At 67.4% G+C, this 15,527-nt stretch carries 14 protein-coding genes; 2 read left to right on the top strand and 12 right to left on the bottom strand.

Annotated elements, in window-relative coordinates; genetic code table 11:
• Positions 1-12: 12 nt before the first annotated feature.
• From HFP15_RS24720 to HFP15_RS24680, 9 genes are all read right to left on the bottom strand, one after another.
• Positions 13-1,233, bottom strand: coding sequence for an alpha-hydroxy acid oxidase (locus HFP15_RS24720; RefSeq protein WP_168519131.1), 1,221 nt, complete (start codon positions 1,231-1,233; stop codon positions 13-15).
• Complete coding sequence (locus HFP15_RS24715; protein WP_168519130.1) at positions 1,230-2,216, bottom strand: hypothetical protein; 987 nt, start codon at positions 2,214-2,216, stop codon at positions 1,230-1,232. Before HFP15_RS24715 ends, HFP15_RS24720 begins: the two co-directional genes overlap by 4 nt.
• On the bottom strand, positions 2,213-3,796 hold the full coding sequence (locus tag HFP15_RS24710) for a class I adenylate-forming enzyme family protein (protein ID WP_168519129.1): 1,584 nt from the start codon (positions 3,794-3,796) through the stop codon (positions 2,213-2,215). Before HFP15_RS24710 ends, HFP15_RS24715 begins: the two co-directional genes overlap by 4 nt.
• Positions 3,793-5,049 (bottom strand): aromatic ring-hydroxylating oxygenase subunit alpha, encoded by a 1,257-nt coding sequence (locus HFP15_RS24705; protein ID WP_246272001.1) that lies wholly within the window; start codon positions 5,047-5,049, stop codon positions 3,793-3,795. The genes HFP15_RS24710 and HFP15_RS24705 overlap by 4 nt, the downstream gene beginning before the upstream one ends.
• Positions 5,050-5,187: 138 nt before the next feature.
• Positions 5,188-5,574, bottom strand: a complete 387-nt coding sequence (locus HFP15_RS24700) for a RidA family protein (protein WP_168519128.1) — start codon at positions 5,572-5,574, stop codon at positions 5,188-5,190.
• A complete protein-coding gene (locus HFP15_RS24695; protein WP_168519127.1) occupies positions 5,571-6,731 on the bottom strand; it encodes an alpha-hydroxy acid oxidase in 1,161 nt (386 codons plus the stop codon). Before HFP15_RS24695 ends, HFP15_RS24700 begins: the two co-directional genes overlap by 4 nt.
• Positions 6,728-7,540: an ABC transporter ATP-binding protein gene (locus HFP15_RS24690; RefSeq protein ID WP_246272000.1), complete on the bottom strand. Its 813-nt coding sequence runs from the start codon at positions 7,538-7,540 to the stop codon at positions 6,728-6,730. The genes HFP15_RS24695 and HFP15_RS24690 overlap by 4 nt, the downstream gene beginning before the upstream one ends.
• A complete protein-coding gene (locus HFP15_RS24685) occupies positions 7,540-8,493 on the bottom strand; it encodes an ABC transporter permease (protein ID WP_168519126.1) in 954 nt (317 codons plus the stop codon). Before HFP15_RS24685 ends, HFP15_RS24690 begins: the two co-directional genes overlap by 1 nt.
• A gap of 6 nt (positions 8,494-8,499) precedes the next feature.
• Entirely contained in the window at positions 8,500-9,513 is a 1,014-nt protein-coding gene (locus HFP15_RS24680) for an ABC transporter substrate-binding protein (protein WP_168519125.1), read from the bottom strand.
• Positions 9,514-9,644: 131 nt separating this feature from the next.
• Here HFP15_RS24680 and HFP15_RS24675 point away from each other — a divergent pair, with 131 nt between their 5' ends.
• Complete coding sequence (locus tag HFP15_RS24675) at positions 9,645-10,271, top strand: TetR/AcrR family transcriptional regulator (RefSeq protein ID WP_168519124.1); 627 nt, start codon at positions 9,645-9,647, stop codon at positions 10,269-10,271.
• Between the two features lie 6 nt (positions 10,272-10,277).
• Here the strand turns inward: HFP15_RS24675 and HFP15_RS24670 are convergent, their stop codons facing one another.
• From HFP15_RS24670 to HFP15_RS24660, 3 genes are all read right to left on the bottom strand, one after another.
• Positions 10,278-10,922 (bottom strand): TetR/AcrR family transcriptional regulator, encoded by a 645-nt coding sequence (locus HFP15_RS24670; protein WP_168519123.1) that lies wholly within the window; start codon positions 10,920-10,922, stop codon positions 10,278-10,280.
• Positions 10,923-10,951: 29 nt separating this feature from the next.
• Positions 10,952-12,367, bottom strand: a complete 1,416-nt coding sequence (locus HFP15_RS24665) for an MFS transporter (RefSeq protein WP_168519122.1) — start codon at positions 12,365-12,367, stop codon at positions 10,952-10,954.
• A 164-nt stretch (positions 12,368-12,531) separates the two neighbouring features.
• Complete coding sequence (locus HFP15_RS24660; protein ID WP_210717815.1) at positions 12,532-13,050, bottom strand: PaaI family thioesterase; 519 nt, start codon at positions 13,048-13,050, stop codon at positions 12,532-12,534.
• A 354-nt stretch (positions 13,051-13,404) separates the two neighbouring features.
• On the opposite strand from HFP15_RS24660, the gene HFP15_RS24655 reads away from it, so the two are divergent.
• Positions 13,405-15,387 carry an acetoacetate--CoA ligase gene (locus HFP15_RS24655; protein WP_168519121.1) on the top strand — a complete coding sequence of 661 codons (1,983 nt, stop codon included), beginning with the start codon at positions 13,405-13,407 and terminating at the stop codon, positions 15,385-15,387.
• Positions 15,388-15,527 lie beyond the last annotated feature (140 nt).

Raw genomic sequence — 15,527 nt, 5'->3', positions numbered from 1 at the left:
ACCCGAAGATTCCTACCGCTCATGGGCCATGCTCACGTGATCCGGGTGCAAGGCGTCCAGGCTGGCCGCACCGAGCAGCCGCATGGTCGTGGTGATCTCGTTGGCCAGGATCTCGACCGCACGGGCCACACCGCGCTGGCCACCGGCCATGAGACCGTACAGGTACGCGCGGCCGATCAGGCAGGCGGTGGCGCCGAGAGCCCGCGCGGCGACAATGTCGCCACCGCTGAGGACACCACTGTCCACATAGATCTCGGCTCGGTCGCCGACTTCCTTGACAACGCTGGGAAGTAGTTCGAGCGGTGCGGGCACGCGGTCGAGTTGGCGCCCGCCGTGGCTCGACAACACCAGGGCGTCGGCGCCGTTGTCGGCCAGTCGAATCGCGTCCGGCAGCGTCTGGACGCCCTTCACGATGAGCGGGCCCGGCCAGCGTTCCCGCACCCATGCGAGATCGTCGATGGTGGCGCTGGCGTCGAAGAGTCGGCCGGCGAGATTGCCGAGTACCCCATCCGAGGTCGCCAGGGACGCGAACCTGAGTGGTTCGGTGGTGAGCAGGTTGAACCACCAGGCGGGGTGCCTCGCGCCGTCGATGAGGGTACGCAGGGTGAGCGTAGGCGGGATGGTGAGACCGTTGCGGGCGTCGCGTAACCGCGCGCCCGCCACGGGCGTGTCGACCGTGAGGATGAGGGCCTCGTAGCCGGCGTGGCGGGCCCGCGCGATGAGCTGCTCGCTCGCTTCCCGGTCCCGCCAGAGATACAGCTGGAACCACTTGCGCGCGGTGGGTGCCGTCGCCGCGACGTCTTCGACCGACGTGGTGCCCATTGTGGACAGTGCGTACGGCACACCGGTGTCCTGCGCTACGCGTGCCACCGCTCGCTCGCCCTGATGGTGCATCATCCGGGTGAAGCCGGTCGGAGCGAAGACGAACGGCCACGACGCGGGCTTTCCCAGAATCGTCGCGCTCGTATCGACCTGGGAGACGTCTTGGAGTACCCGGGGATGAAATCGCACTTGAGCGAACGCCTCGCGTGCGCGAGCGAGGCTTATCTCGCTCTCTGCGGCGCCGTCGGTGTACTCGAATACCGCGCGCGGCGTGACGGAACGCGCGACTGCGCGAAGGTCGGCGATGCTATGGGCTTTACCGAGTCGACGGGCGACTGGATCGAGGCGGATCGGCGCTGGTCGCAGCAGTTCTCGCAGATATTGCCAACGTGGCCACTGCCGCTTCGTCATCGCGAGTTTCCTTCGCTCGTGGATGCTGCCGGTGGCCAGGTGTAGCAGATGTCGGTCTGATCGTGTGCGAAGCCGAGTGTGCGGCACATGTTCACCAATTTCTCGTCGGCCGGGTTCACGTAGATCTCGGCGATCTGTGCTTCGCGGTCACGTGAACAGGCCAGACCACGCGCCAGCAATGCCAGCGCGGTCTCCCTACCCTGCTCGGCGGCTCTGATCGCCAGTGTCCGGATCGAGCTGACCCCCGGCGCGACGTCGTCGTGGGACACGGCCAGGGCGCCAACGATGCCGCGTGATTTTCGCAATGCCACGAAGAACTGTGCGGAACGGATATCGGGTTCCGGGCGGGGCTGGCTGCAGGGGACACGGTTGCGGATCGCGGCGACCAAGTCCGTCACTTCCTCGGCCAGACCCGGCTCGTCCGCCGAGACTGGCCGGACAACGACGTCACCTGCCTGCGCTGGTAGCGGTGATGTGTCGAGTCCGGGCCCGGTCAGGGGGCGGCACAGCCGCCACAGCCGATGCGAATCCGTCGCGCCGAAGCGGGCCGCCATGCGTTGTGCCGCCGGATGGCTCCCGTGTGCCCAGGCCTGCACGCTCACGACACCCGTGGCGGACCAGCCGGCACCGGCGCTGGTATCGAGTGCGAGCAGCTCGAACAGCAGGGTGGCGATGCCCAGGGAGCGAAACTCCGGCCGCACCACGACGTGCGCGGTTCCCGTATCGTGCACGCACGAGACGTCGAGCCGGAGATACGTCACGAGTGGCTGTGCCGGCCAGCGCCGGTTGTGCGTGAGGCGAGTCAGCAGGTGGTAGGTGCGGGGCTCTGGATCGAACAGCCGTGACCCGGTGCCGCCGGCGCGTCTCAAGGTGACCTTGGAGAATCCCATCTCCTGGTCGAACGCCGCCGCGCTCGCCACGAGGTCGGCGACCTCGCGCTCGATGGGCGGGTCAAGGCGGTCTAGCCATTCGTAGCCGATCACGACGGTTTCCCCACGGCGGCGGCGCGGAGCAAGTGTTTCTGGATCTTGCCCGAGGCTGTTCGCGGGAGGGCGTCGACGATACGCCATTCCGTGGGGATCTTGGCTTTGGCGAGGTCCTGGGTGAGCATGAAGCTCGCGAGTTGTTCGGGTGTGGGTGGGGGTGTGCGGGGGCGCGGCACGACGAACGCGCACACTGCCTCGCCGAGGCGCTCGTCCGGAACGGGGATCACCGCGGCGGCGGCGACACCGGGGTGGCGATGCAGGACATGCTCGATGTCCACGCTGGAGAACTTCTCTCCGCCGCGGTTGATGATGTCCTTGGCTCGTCCGGTGATCCGCACCCACCCGTCGGCGGTGACGAAGCCGATATCGCCGGTGTCGAACCAGCGCTCGGCATTGAACTGGGCGCGATTGAGTTCGGGGTCGGTGTACCCGAGCGCCAGCTGGGTGCCGCGGATGGTGATGACCCCCTCCGCCCCGGGCGGCACCGGCCGCCCGGCCTCGTCCACGACACGCGCTTCGGCGTTGTCGGCGAGTTGCCCATCCCAACGGGCGCGCCGTTTGAGCGGCGCGTCCCGTGGTGCGAGCGTGACCACCCCGGCGGCTTCGGTCATGCCGTAGGTCCGCGCGGCCCACATACCCAGGGCCTGCGCCCGCTCGATCAGCTCCGGGGCGGTATTGGCGCCGCCACTGACGAAGAAGTTCAGCACGTGCAGCCCCTCGACGCGGCGCCGCTCGTATTCCTCCACCATGTCCTTGAGGAACACCGCCGCCCCTAGCGACCAGGTGACCCGCTCGTCGTGGATCACCCGCACCGCGGCCGCGACCTCCCAGCGGGGCAGGAGCACTGCCCGCGCCCCACATGTCAACGGCACCAGCAAGGCCGCCAGCAGACCCGCGATATGGGCCACCGGCGCCAGAGCGAGGCCGGTATCGGCTTCGCCGATACCAAGACGATGCCGGAACTGCTCCGCGCCGAAGATCACCGACCGCGAATGCAACCGCACCCCCTTCGGCGCGGAGGTCGACCCCGACGTATAGAGGCGCAGGCACTCCTGCTCGGGTGCGGAGGGATCCGGCAGGGTCAGCCCCGGAACCGGTGTTTCTCGCCCTGGCAGCGGTTCCCACTCGCCACGCGGCCCGTCGTCGTCGACAAGATACCGCGCCATCGGTTCAATACCGGCGGCGGCCAGGCAGGAATCCAGTTCGTCGGCAAGGCAACGCTCCGCCAATCGGACCGCCGTCACCACCGCCGCGGGCCGGCAGTCCCGCACGATCGTCTTCAACTCGTGCGTCCGGTAGATCGCCACCACCGGCACCGCGACCGCCCCGATCCGCCACGCCGCTGCCGACACGGCCAGCACCTCGATCCGGTTGACCAGCAACATCATCACGCGGTCTCCGCGCCCAACGCCCCGCGAGACCAGGTCCGCGGCGATCGCGCCAGCCCATTGGTGCAGACCGGAGAACGTCAACGTGATCTCCCCGAACCGCGCGCATTCACGATCCCCCCACCGGGCCGCGGCCACGGCGGTCAACTCACCAACGCGGTCGACACCCACTCCGGCGGGGGCGCTCATGCTTGCCAGCCGCCCGCTTCGAGCAGGCGGGCGATCTCGCGATGAAAGATGTGGTTCACGGTTTCGTTGCGTCCCAATACGAGCGGTCCGGCACTCCGGCTTTCCATCGCGCTCTGCGAGCCCCGCAGCAAGGGGAAGTCCTCACCGTGCAAGACGGTCAGCAGGATCTTCCAGTTCTTCTCCCAGAGAGCGTGCCAGGCATCGTTGTCCAGTTCGGTGTCCTCGGCGCGGGGGACCAGCAGGCGCATCTCCATTCGGGAGCGACCTGGTTCGGCCGGATCCGGACGGAACGTCAGCAACTCGCAGTGGTCTCGCTGGCGGATCAGTGTGCTGTTGGGGAGGAGCAGATGGTTGTCCGTCACGTGGGCCGCGAGGTTCGCGTTCCCTGGATCTTCGGCCAGCCAACGGTCGATCGTCTTGCGCAACGCGGCGAACCGGCAATGGCGGCCGAAGTCCTCGACCGTCATGACGTTGGTATGGATGGCCTTGCCCGCGGTGTTGGGGTGCGCGTACTGCAAGTGGTAGACGTCGATGAAGGCGTCCTGCATGATCTTCCAGTTGGTCGGCTCGTCATAACCTTCGGCGCGAAAGCACGTCAGCTCGTCCATCCGGTAGCCGCGCAGGGTCTCGTCCATTTCGGGGCCGAGCCACGCCGCGACATCGATCTTCGCTTCGGCCGCGTCGACGATCCAGATGAAACCGTGACGTTCCTCGGTGGGAAGCTCGATCAGCCCGTGCTGCGACCGGTCCATGTCGCCGAAGGTGTTCTCCCGCGTGATGGCGCGCAGCGCACCGTCAGGATCGTAGGACCACCGGTGATAGCCACAGGAGAACAGCCGGCAGCTCCCCGAAGCCCGTGGCTCGAGCAGGGCGCCCCGATGCCGGCAGATGTTGACGAAGCTGCGCACGCCGCCGTCTCGTTGCCGGACCACGAGCACCTTGTTACGAGGCATCTGCAAGGTGATGAAGTCGTTCGGGTTCGGGATCTCCGAGCCATGCGCGACGATCGACGGAACGGTGCCGAAGATCAGTTCTCGCTCACGGTGTGCGAGTTCCGGATCGGTGTACCCGGACGGAGTGAAGGACCTGATTTGCGAATAGGTGTCCGTGGTCTTGTTGCGTAAGTGGCCGAGCGCGCGCTGGACCCGGTCCTCGAGTGCCGAGTTTGGTGGAATCATCTCATTCTCCATCGCAAGCTGATGAAATTGCCGAGCAGGACAACATGAGTTTCGCGATGATAGAATCTTCCACATTGAAGATTTGGTAGTGCGGCCTGCCCGCTTAACTATAGCGGACAGGCCGCACTACCAAGTCACTATTCCTCGTAAAATCTGGAAACGCCGGCCGTGACGCCGCGGAAATTGCGTCGTAACCATTTCGTGGAGCCGTTCCTATGCGGTGCCAGGGATACCGGCGACCGCCTGGATCTCGATCAGCAGGCCGGGTAGCACGAAACCCGCGATCAGTGTCGTGCGCGCGGGCGGATCAACCGGGAACCTACGCTGGTAGATCCTGTTCCACGCGGGAAAGTCACCTGCGTTCGCGAGGAAGCATTCCAGGCGCAGTACATGACTGAGGTCGCTGCCCTGGCTTCGGAGCAGCTCGTCCAGTTCGCCGATCGCCAGCGTCGCTTGCTCTTCGATATCGCGGCCAAGCACCTCGTGGTTGCCCGGATCGACGGGTGCGATTCCTGAGCAGAACAGCAGATCGCGCCAGCGCACCGCGGCGGATATCGGTGCCGCACCCGCGCCGGCCGGAATCACGACTCGGGCCGTCATCCTCGCCTCACCGCCGGTTGAAGCGCGCTGCCGTCCAACGACACGACGTCCGGACGTCCCAGCAAGGTCATGACATTCACCATCTCGTCCCGCAGTAGCTCGAGCATGCGAAGGACACCATTTTGGCCGCCCGCCGCCAACGCCATTGCTATCGGCCGGCCGAGTACCACGACATCCGCGCCGAGTGCGAGCGCCTTCACGATATCGGCGCCACGCCGTATTCCGCTGTCGAGCGCGATATCCACCTCGGCGCCGACCTCGGCCACGATCTCGGGCAACTGGTCAAGCGAAGCGGGGGCACCGTCGAGTTGGCGTCCGCCGTGGTTGGACACGAGGATCGCGCTCGCGCCGGCGCTGACCGCGGCGCGAGCCTCCTCCGCCGTGAGAATTCCCTTGGCCATAAAGGGAAGTTCGGCCTGTGCGAGGACGTCGGCCACTCGATTCCAGGTCCACTGCCGTTGCGGGTTGAGGAAATGCCCGGCGAATTCAGCCCCGTGCGCCGTGTAGTTGCCGGTGACCAGGTCGTGTCGCGGGCCGTAACGGTTGCGCCGGTTGCGCTCCCGCCAGCCGCCGGCGGGGCAGTCGCAGGTCAGGCAAAGAGCGGAGTAACCCGCGTCGGCTGCCCTGCGTGCCATCCGCAACACGTCCGTGTCGGTTCCCATGGGATGTAGCTGGAACATCCGGGCCGCTTCGGGCGCGGCCTTGGCGACGGCTTCGAGCGAGAAGGAACTGGCCTCGGGAACGATCGACCACGTGCCTGCCCGCTGATTGGCCCGCGCGACCGCGCGGTGCCCCTCGGGATCGAACAGCCTGTCGGCGCCGAAAGGCGCGCTGAGTACCGGCAACGACAGTGGCAGGCCGAGAAAGGTCGTGTTGGTCGTCGGCTCCGCGATGCCGGTCAGCAGCTTGGGGCGAAACTTCCAGCTCGTGAACGCCGCGCGGTTGTCGAGCAGGGTCACCTCGTCGCCGGAGCCGCCGTCGAGGAAGTCCCACACGTGCGAATCCAGTGCCGCCCTGGCGGCTTCCTGGATCTCGCTGATGGTGGCGAACCGGGCGCCGAGATCGTGTTCGGACAGTCCGGCGAACCCCTCGGGTAGTTCGCCATCCGCCGCGACCCTGGTTTCGATGATCTTCTCGCCGTTGAGCTCGGTACTCATGCGCTTTCCTCCAGCAACATCCGGTCGCTGACCACGTCGCCAGCGCCGGTAATGTGACCGACCAGTTCCGGCACGGTCAGGCGCGCCTTTTCCTCGGCATCGAAATCCGCGATGACCCGGCCACGGCTCATGACGAGCAGCCGGTCGCCGACCGTGATCGCGTGTTCCATGTTGTGCGTGACCATGATCGTCGTGCAGGCGAGGCGCCGGACCAGTCCCACTGTCAGGTCCAGGACCCGGCTCGCCGTGCCGGGGTCCAGCGCGGCGAGGTGCTCGTCGAGCAGTAGTACCTCGGGGCTGGTGAGGGATGCCATGACCATCGTCAGGCTTTGCCGCTGGCCCGCAGACAGCAGGCGGACGGGATCATGGAGGCGGTTTTCCAGCCCCAGCCCGAGGTTTGCCAACGGTGCCCGCATCTGCTCGCGGCGCTGACGCGTCGTGGCCAACCGGAGCCCACGGCGGCGTCCGCGAGCCATGGCCAGCGCGAGGTTCTCCTCGATGCTCAGTTCGGGGACGGAACCGGCGTGCGGATTGTCGAAGACCCGGCCGATCCTGCCGGCCCGCCGGTGCTGGGGCTGACGGGTGACATCGGTTCCGGCGATGACAACCCGGCCAGTGGTCGGCCGTACCGCGCCGGACACCAGTTGGATGAATGAGCTCTTTCCGGCGCCGTTCGACCCGACGACGGTGACGAACTGACCGGAGGGGATCGTGATATCCAGACCAGCCACGGCGACGACTTCGGTCGTGGTTCCCTCGTTGTACACCAGGCGCACGGCCCGCATTTCCAACATGAAAGGCTCCTTCATCAGGACGCGCGCGTCAGCTGCGGCGCGGCGTCGTCCGGGGACGGGCCGCGGCGTGCGCGCCGTCCGAGTTCGGTGAGGCGTTCGCTGATGCCACGCCCGGCGAGCTGCGCGCCGACCGCCAGGATCAGCGTCACGGCGGTGACGAGTTTGAGGTCCGTGGCGGCCAGGCCAAGGCGCAGCGCGAGCACGATGATCAGGCGGTAGGCCACTCCGCCGACGAGCACCGCGATCATGGCGCGGCCCACCTTCGAGGGAGTGGGCCGCAGCAACAGTTCGCCGAGCAGGACCGCACCCGCGCCGGCGATGAGTGTGCCGGTGCCGGCGTTGACGTCGACGAATCCCTGGACCTGCACCGTGAGCGCGCCGGCGAGCGCGGTCAACCCGTTGGCGATGGCCAGGGCGATGGCGACCACGACCGTGCGGCTCACGCCTTGAGCCGTGGCCATGACCGGGTTGACGCCGGTGGCGCGAATCGCGAGGCCGATCTCGGTTCGCAGGAATACCAGGAGCACGCCGAGCACGACCGCGTCGATGGCGAGCAGCGTGCCGGCGACGGCCAGGTCGGCGGCCGGCCCGTCGAGATCGGCGAACGGTGCGAAGATGCCGCTGTCACCGAGCAGGCTCAACGTCGGCACGTTCATGACGCGCAGGTTGATGCTGAACAAGCCCATCGACATCACCAGGCCGGCCAGCAGGATGGGGATCTTGAAGGCGACGTGCAGGCTCGCGGTCAGTAACCCGCTCAACGCGCCCGCGATGACACCGAGGAGCACGGCCGGGACGGCTGGAACTCCGTTGAGTGCGGTGACGGCCGATACGGCCGCGCCGAGGGTGAACGAGCCGTCGACGGTCAGGTCGAAATCGTTGAGGATGCGGAAGAGCAGGTATATGCCGGCGATGCCGGTGATCATCGGCAGTCCGGTCACCAGTGTGTCGAGCGCGATCTGTCCCATTTGGCGTTACCCCACCCCGGCCGGCAACTGGACGCCGAGCTGCGCCGCCGTGTCCTTGTTGACCGACCATTCGATCTTGTCGGGCTTGGCGAACGGGACGTCGCCCGGCGCCGCGCCGAGTGCGACCTTCGCGGCGACCTGTCCCGCGTGCACGCCCAAGGTCTGGTAGTCCGGGCCGATCGAGGCGAGTACGCCCGGCACGGTGGCGTCCCCGCCCACCAGGAAGAGCCGCTGCTTGGCATCCAGTGCATGTTTGCCGATCGGTGCGAGACCGCTCGTCGCATCGGCGTCGGGGCCGATGACGATCGTGTCGGCGCGCCCGGCAAGGGAACGCGCCGCGGCGTCCACATCGGACGATGACGCGATCGTCGCCTCGACGGGCGCTGGGAGTCCCTTCGCGGCCAAGGTGGCCTCGAGTGCCTTGACCCAGACCTGGCTGTTCTCGTTCGACGGGTTGTAGATGGTGGCCACCTTGCTCGCGGGAGGCTGCACCTTGCTGATCTCGTCGAGGATCAGCGACGGATCGATGTAGTCGATGCTTCCGGTGACGTTGCCGCCGGGATGCTCGAGGCTTGCGGCCACCTTGCTGCCCACTGGATCGCCCATCGCCACGGCGATGATCGGCTTCTTCGTCTCCGCTTTGGCCTGCGCGAGGACTGCCGGCGTGCCAACCACCTCGATCATGTCGACGTCGGCGCGGGCGAACTTTCGCGCGATGCTCTGCACGAGGTTCTGGTCACCCTGCGCGTTCTCGGTCTCGAACTCGACCTGGTCGGCTCGCCAGCCGGTCGCCGCGAGGAAACCGGATTCGAAACCGGCCTTCATCTGCTCGATGAGCGACGACGAGACCATCAGGAACACGCCGACCTTGTAATGTTTGCCGCTGGTGCCGGCGGAACTCGAACCGCTCGAGGTGCTACAACCCGTCACCAAAGCCACGCAGAGGAGGATGCCGAGGGCCACCGAGCGGGTGAAACCACCGCGCGCCGGGGGACCAGTTAGATGCGAATACGTTCTCATGTAAGTAGAGTGAAGAGGTACTGTTACTCCCGGATGAACGGTGAGGCCGGGGATGGTTACGCGCTACCGCAAGGTGTTTCGGGCAGGTATCGCGTTCCGACGGCCGCCCAGCCGAGTACTGGTGGATGACCATGGTTGAGGGGCGCGCGCGGCGCCGCACCCGCAGTGACACTCTTGCCACGCGCAAGACATTGGTCGTCGCGGTCGCGGAGTTGATCGCGGAGCGGGGTACCGATTTCCAGCTCGCGGACGTGGCGAAGCGCGCGGGAACGAGCACGGCGACGGCCTATCGCCATTTCGCGACCAAGGAGGCCGCCATCGAGATGGCCTTCGCGGCGTGGATCGACGACCTGCTCGGCGCGATCGCCACCGCCGCCGAGGGGCTGCACGGCTGGGCGCGCGTACGGGCCGTGTGTGACGCCTGGGTAGCGGCGGCCGTGCATTTCGCGCCCGCGACCGCGCGACTGCGCTCGTCCGTGGGTCTGCTGCGCCGGCTGGAGGATGAGGACCACGTCGTGACGCAGGTCTGGAAGCTGCTGGAACCGATCCTGGGCGAGCTGATCGAGCGGGAACTGATCCCCCCGCACGACAAGGAGTTCCTGTTCTTGTGCTGGAACAGCCTTTTCGACGAACGCAATCTGCTCGACCTGCACGGCACCATGGGATGGCCGGTCGAGCGGATCAGCCGGACACTCGGCGACGCGCTGGTGGCCGTGCTGAGCCACCCGCCAGGGGGGCTGCGGGAGAACTCGCGGTAACCCGGTTCAGCCTCGCCCGGTGGTGATTCTTTCGAGCTGCCCCAAAGTCACGGGGCGGTGCGGCAGATCCGTGTTGGCGGCTCGAAAGCCCGCCATGATGACGTCCAGGTGGCGTTGCCAGGCGTCCGGCGCGATCGTGCCCGCCGTTTCGATGACTCCACGCAGGGACCAGATGGCCAGCGCGACATCGGTCACGGTCAGCTGATCGTTGGCGACGCCGGCCTCTTGCGCTTGCCGTAGCAGGCCGGCGGTGAGATCCCGCAGATGCCGGACATGCTCGCGGCGCGCCAGTTCGGTCCATGCCCGGGGCAGGAACCCCCGGCTCGCCGCGAGATGCCAGCCCGCGGTCCGCAGGAACTGTTCCAGGCCCTCGCCGGGTGGACGGTTCGTGGCTTCCTCGGCAAGGCGGACGAGCTTGTTGTGGAAGTCGGACACGAGTGTGGCGACGAGGGCGTCCTTCGTGGGAAATCGGCGGTACAGGGTTGCCGGGCCCACGCCCGCCATGCGCGCGATGTCTTCCATGCTCGCCGCAAGCCCGCGTTCGCCGAACGCGAGGGCGGCGGCCTTCAGGATGCGCTCGCGGTTTCCGGCGGCGTCGCGGCGCAGCGTCTGGCGGGTCGCGCGGTTTCGGGTGTCGTCTCCAACGGCCATCGGGCGCCCCCTTTCCATTTCGCCGGACCTTACCTTTCGGTGGCGGGGGCCAGAGTGGCGGCGCCGTGGCCGACTGTGCGCACCGCGATCGCCGCTGCGACGGCGACCACGGAAATCACGGTCAGCAGCACAAAGCCTGCGACGAAGCCCGTTTCGCGGGCGATGCCGCCCTGGCCAGGATGAGCGGTCACGACACTGGTCATGGCCGCCGTTCCGATCGCGCCGCCGATGGTGCGGATGTTGGCGTTCATTCCGGTCGCGACCCCGGTCTGGTGGGCGGGCACGTTACGCACGATCAGATTGGCCATCGCGGAGAAGGCGAGGCCTATGCCGAGCCCCAAGGTGCCCACGGCGACCGCGATCTGCCAACGTTCGTGGTGCGCGAGAGCCAGCACCGCGCAGGCGACCACGCTGAGCGCTGAGCACGTCACCAATTGCGCCTTGGGGCTGAAGAGCCGGTCCACCCTGCCGCTGAGAAAGCCCGCGATGAACATGCACACGAGCATCGGAAGCATGAGCAGGCCGGACTCGGTCACGCTCGATCCGAAGCCGTAGCCCGCGGACGTGGGGGCCTGGGTGAACACCGGCACGAAGGCGAGAACGGCGAACATGGCCGCGCCGAACAAGAGCGCGACCAGGTTTGTCGGCCACACCGCGGGCAAGCGCATCATGCGCATGTCGATGAGGGGATTGGCCGACCGGGTCTCGACGGCGATCCACCCGGCGAGCAATGCGGCCGCGATGATCAGCAAGCCGATGACGCGGGCGGAACCCCAGCCCCACGCGGCGGCTTTGCTGACCGGCAGCAGAAGGGCGATCAGCCACGATGTCAACAGCGCGGCGGCGGGCCAGTTCACCCGGCCGGCGGTGCGGACGGGCGATTCCGGCACGCACCACCGCGCGGCCACCGCTGTGAGTGAGACGACGATCGTGGGAATCCAGAACAGCCAATGACGTCCGAGAGACGAGACGATCGGGCCGGCGAGGACGATGCCAAGGCCACCGCCCGCGGCGATGATCGCGGATATCGTGCCGACCGTGGCTGACACGCGCTCGGACGGGAACTCGTCGCGGATGATTCCGAACGAAAGCGGGAATACCGCGCCGCCGGCCCCTTGGATCGTGCGGGCGACGAGCAACACGGTGATGTTGGGTGCCACCGCGGCCAGTAGGCAACCCAGGGCGAGCACCGCCAGAGTGGCGACCAGGGTGCGCTGCTTGCCCACCATATCGCCGATCCGTCCCAAGATCGGCGTGAAGATCGACGCCGAGAGCAGGTAGCCGGTCTGCAACCACGTCACGGTGCTTTGGTCCGTGTGCAGGTCGTGCTGGATGGTCGACAGGACCGGGCTGATCAGTGATTGCAGTACCGCGAAGGAACCTGCCCCCGCCGCCAGAACGGCGAAGGTCCGTCCGGTCGAGGTGAGCCTGGCGGTCGAGGTCACGGACTGCCCCTGTCGTTCTAAGTGATAAATGGACTCTCACTTAGAAGCTAGCACAAAGGTTGCCTTCAGCGGGTGTGGCTCAGCCCAGACGAGATGGTTGGCAGTTGCCGGCGGCATGCGGAAGCCGGATGGTGGTGCCTTACGTGTGGCGGTGCCGCAGCCGTTTACGGTTGCCCTGGCCGGAGTGCGACGAAGAGCCCGTGCGCTTCGGCGCACACCCGCTCGTTGTGCCTTATGGCGCCGCGCAGAACGCGTTTGCGGCCCTCCTCGCGTTCGAACCAGGCCTCGAACTGGAGGTCTTCGTCGATCGGCGTGATGGACCGGTAGTCGATGTGCAGGTACGCGGTCCGGGACTTCGGCCGGCCGCCGACGAGCGCCAGGCGGCCGAGTAGGTCGTCGAAAAGCAGCGGAATGGCTCCGCCGTGGACCGCGCCGTTGTTGCCGAGGTGGTGCCGGCCGAATCGCACGTGACCGGCTGCCCGTTGATCATCGAGCTCCTCGACTGTATACGCGGGGGTGAGCAGTTGGGCCCGGCCCGGTAAGTCGATCAGTTGGCCGGCCACCTGGTTGTACTCCGCGACCTCATGGGATTGCAGGCGTGCGTTGAACTCCGCGGCGAGCTTGGTGATCTCGTTGACGAGATCTGGCGGTGGTACGGCGGCCGCGACGCGGTCGAGGAACATCCGAAGCTGGTCCACCATCTCGGGATAGCCATCGGGCACTGGCGTCCCGGACCTCGTGACGGTCCAGGTGGCGTTGGGATCCGATCGCGCGAGCGGGCTCGGCAGTGGCTCCGGAAGGGATTGCCCGGCATCGTGACCCACGACGGCTCCTCACGGCGGCACGCTCGGCCGCTCACCTAGTCATGGTTCACCATGTTGCCCGGCCTGGCAGCTGATCGTGCATATTGTCACGACAGTTCGCAGGCGGCCCTGGGCACGCGGCGACCGGCTAAAGTGAATCGTCACTAGGTTGGGTGGGTTGGCCGGCTGACGCCGCCGCCGTCCCAACGAGAGGTCGAGGAGGAGATGTTGCTCATGGCCGACACCGTTGTTCCCGAGATCCTGTGGTCGCCGTCCCCGGAGTCCGCGTCCACTACCGCGTTGGCGGAGTTCGCGCGGTGGGTGCGGGAGACTCGGGGTGTCGCGTTGTCGTCGGACACGGACTACGCGCAGTTGCACAAGTGGTCCGTGCGGGATCTTCCGGGGTTCTGGTCGGCGGCGGCGGAGTTTCTGGGAGTGCGCTTCCGTGACCGGCCGACTGCCTCGCTCGCTTCACGGCACATGCCAGGGGCGCAGTGGTTTCCCGGTGGCACGCTGAACTACGCCGAACACGCGCTGACACCGGGCCCCGGCAGGCAGGACACCGACATCGCGATCCGGTTCGCGCGGGAGGATGGCCTGGAGCGGACGGTGACTCACGCCCAGCTGCGGGACCAGGTCGCGCGGGCGAGGGCGGGACTCATGGCCGCGGGCGTCGGCAAGGGTGACCGGGTGGTGGCCCTTGCCCCGAACTCGGTGGAGACGCTGGTGATGTTCCTGGCAACGGCGTCACTGGGCGCGATCTGGTCGTCGTGTTCGCCGGACTTCGGAGTCCGGGCGGTGCGCGACCGGTTCGCCCAGATCGAGCCGGCCGTGCTGCTGGCGGTGGACGGCTACCGGTACGGCGGGAAAGCGTTCGACATCCGGAACACCGTGGCCACCTTGCGGGAGCAGCTGCCCACCTTGCGGCAGACGATCGTGGTTCCCTACCTGGACGAGGCCGCGACGTTGGCGGGCACCACGCCGTGGGCGGAGTTCACCGCGACTGCGGGGCCGCTGGAATTCGAGCCCGTGCCCTTCGACCACCCCCTGTGGGTGCTGTATTCGTCGGGGACCACCGGACTGCCGAAGGGGGTCGTGCACGGACACGGTGGCATCGTTGTCGAGCACATGAAGGCGTTGCGGCTGCATTACGACCTGGCGCCGGGGGAGGCCTTCTTCTGGTTCACCACCACCGGCTGGATGATGTGGAACTTCCTTATCGGCGGGCTGCTGGTGGGGGCTACGGTCGTACTGTTCGACGGCAGCCCTGGCTTCCCGGATCTGGGGGCGCTGTGGGCGTTGGCGCAGCGTTACGAAGTGGCGGTGTTCGGGGTCTCGGCGCCGTACGTGCAGTCGTGCCTGAAGGTGGGGCTGCGTCCGGGGGAGGCCTACGACCTGTCCCGGATGCGCGCACTCGGTTCCACCGGCTCCCCGCTGTCCGTCGAGGGTTTCCGGTGGATCGCCGACGCCGCGGGCGAGCACATCCAGATCTGCTCCGTCTCCGGCGGCACGGACGTCTGCGCCGGTTTCCTGTGTGCGGCGCCGACGGTTCCGGTGTGGCTGGGTGAGCTCTCGGTCGCGGCCCTGGGGGCGGATGTCCACAGCTACGACGAGCAGGGCAATGACCTGAGCGACGAGGTCGGCGAGCTGGTGATCACGCAGCCGATGCCCTCGATGCCGGTGATGTTCTGGAACGACCCCGACGGCTCCCGGTTGCGTGAGGCCTACTTCGAGCAGTACGCCGGGTTGTGGCGGCACGGGGACTGGGTACGGGCCACACCGCGCGGTTCGTTCGTGATCTACGGCCGCTCGGACTCCACGCTCAACCGCGGCGGGGTCCGGATGGGCACCGCCGACTTCTACGCCGTGGTCGAGGGCCACGACGAGATCACCGATTCACTGGTGATCGACACCACCGAACTCGGTGCGACCGACGAGGGCGCGCTGCTGTGCTTCCTTGTGCTGGCACCTGGGGTATCGCTGGAGCAGGTGGAGCCGAAACTGCGCAAGGCGCTGCGCTCGGAGCTCTCACCTCGGCACGTGCCAGACCGGTTCGTGCCGGTCGCCGCCGTACCCCGGACGTTGAACGGCAAGAAGTGCGAGGTCCCGGTCAAGAAGATCCTGGCCGGGGTAGCCCCGGATGCGGCCGTGAGCCGGGACGCCTTGCAGGACCCGGACGCCCTCGCGCCGTTCCTGGAATTCGCCGAGGGACGGTGACCGCAGCCCTCCGTTCCCGGCAGAGGTTCCTAGCCTAGTGAAAATTCACTAGAGTAGGCTGCGGTAAAGGCGAAGCGGCACGAAGGAGTACCGATGGCCGAAGAGAAGTTCGATGTCCTGGTGGCGGGGGCGGGCCTGGG

It is taken from the genome of Amycolatopsis acididurans, from assembly GCF_012328925.1.
Classification (GTDB): domain Bacteria; phylum Actinomycetota; class Actinomycetes; order Mycobacteriales; family Pseudonocardiaceae; genus Amycolatopsis_E; species Amycolatopsis_E acididurans.
The sequence above is the reverse complement of the archived record's forward strand: the minus strand, read 5'-3'. Positions and strand labels throughout refer to the sequence as shown.

What these genes read in the sequence shown, in the direction of transcription:
- HFP15_RS24720 (WP_168519131.1), bottom strand. Translation starts at nt 1,233, where the DNA reads ATGACGAAGCGGCAGTGGCCACGTTGGCAATATCTGCGAGAACTGCTG.
- HFP15_RS24710 (WP_168519129.1), bottom strand. Translation starts at nt 3,796, where the DNA reads ATGAGCGCCCCCGCCGGAGTGGGTGTCGACCGCGTTGGTGAGTTGACC.
- HFP15_RS24705 (WP_246272001.1), bottom strand. Translation starts at nt 5,049, where the DNA reads ATGTGGAAGATTCTATCATCGCGAAACTCATGTTGTCCTGCTCGGCAA.
- HFP15_RS24700 (WP_168519128.1), bottom strand. Translation starts at nt 5,574, where the DNA reads ATGACGGCCCGAGTCGTGATTCCGGCCGGCGCGGGTGCGGCACCGATA.
- HFP15_RS24695 (WP_168519127.1), bottom strand. Translation starts at nt 6,731, where the DNA reads ATGAGTACCGAGCTCAACGGCGAGAAGATCATCGAAACCAGGGTCGCG.
- HFP15_RS24690 (WP_246272000.1), bottom strand. Translation starts at nt 7,540, where the DNA reads ATGAAGGAGCCTTTCATGTTGGAAATGCGGGCCGTGCGCCTGGTGTAC.
- HFP15_RS24685 (WP_168519126.1), bottom strand. Translation starts at nt 8,493, where the DNA reads ATGGGACAGATCGCGCTCGACACACTGGTGACCGGACTGCCGATGATC.
- HFP15_RS24680 (WP_168519125.1), bottom strand. Translation starts at nt 9,513, where the DNA reads ATGAGAACGTATTCGCATCTAACTGGTCCCCCGGCGCGCGGTGGTTTC.
- HFP15_RS24675 (WP_168519124.1), top strand. Translation starts at nt 9,645, where the DNA reads ATGGTTGAGGGGCGCGCGCGGCGCCGCACCCGCAGTGACACTCTTGCC.
- HFP15_RS24670 (WP_168519123.1), bottom strand. Translation starts at nt 10,922, where the DNA reads ATGGCCGTTGGAGACGACACCCGAAACCGCGCGACCCGCCAGACGCTG.
- HFP15_RS24660 (WP_210717815.1), bottom strand. Translation starts at nt 13,050, where the DNA reads ATGTTCCTCGACCGCGTCGCGGCCGCCGTACCACCGCCAGATCTCGTC.
- HFP15_RS24655 (WP_168519121.1), top strand. Translation starts at nt 13,405, where the DNA reads ATGGCCGACACCGTTGTTCCCGAGATCCTGTGGTCGCCGTCCCCGGAG.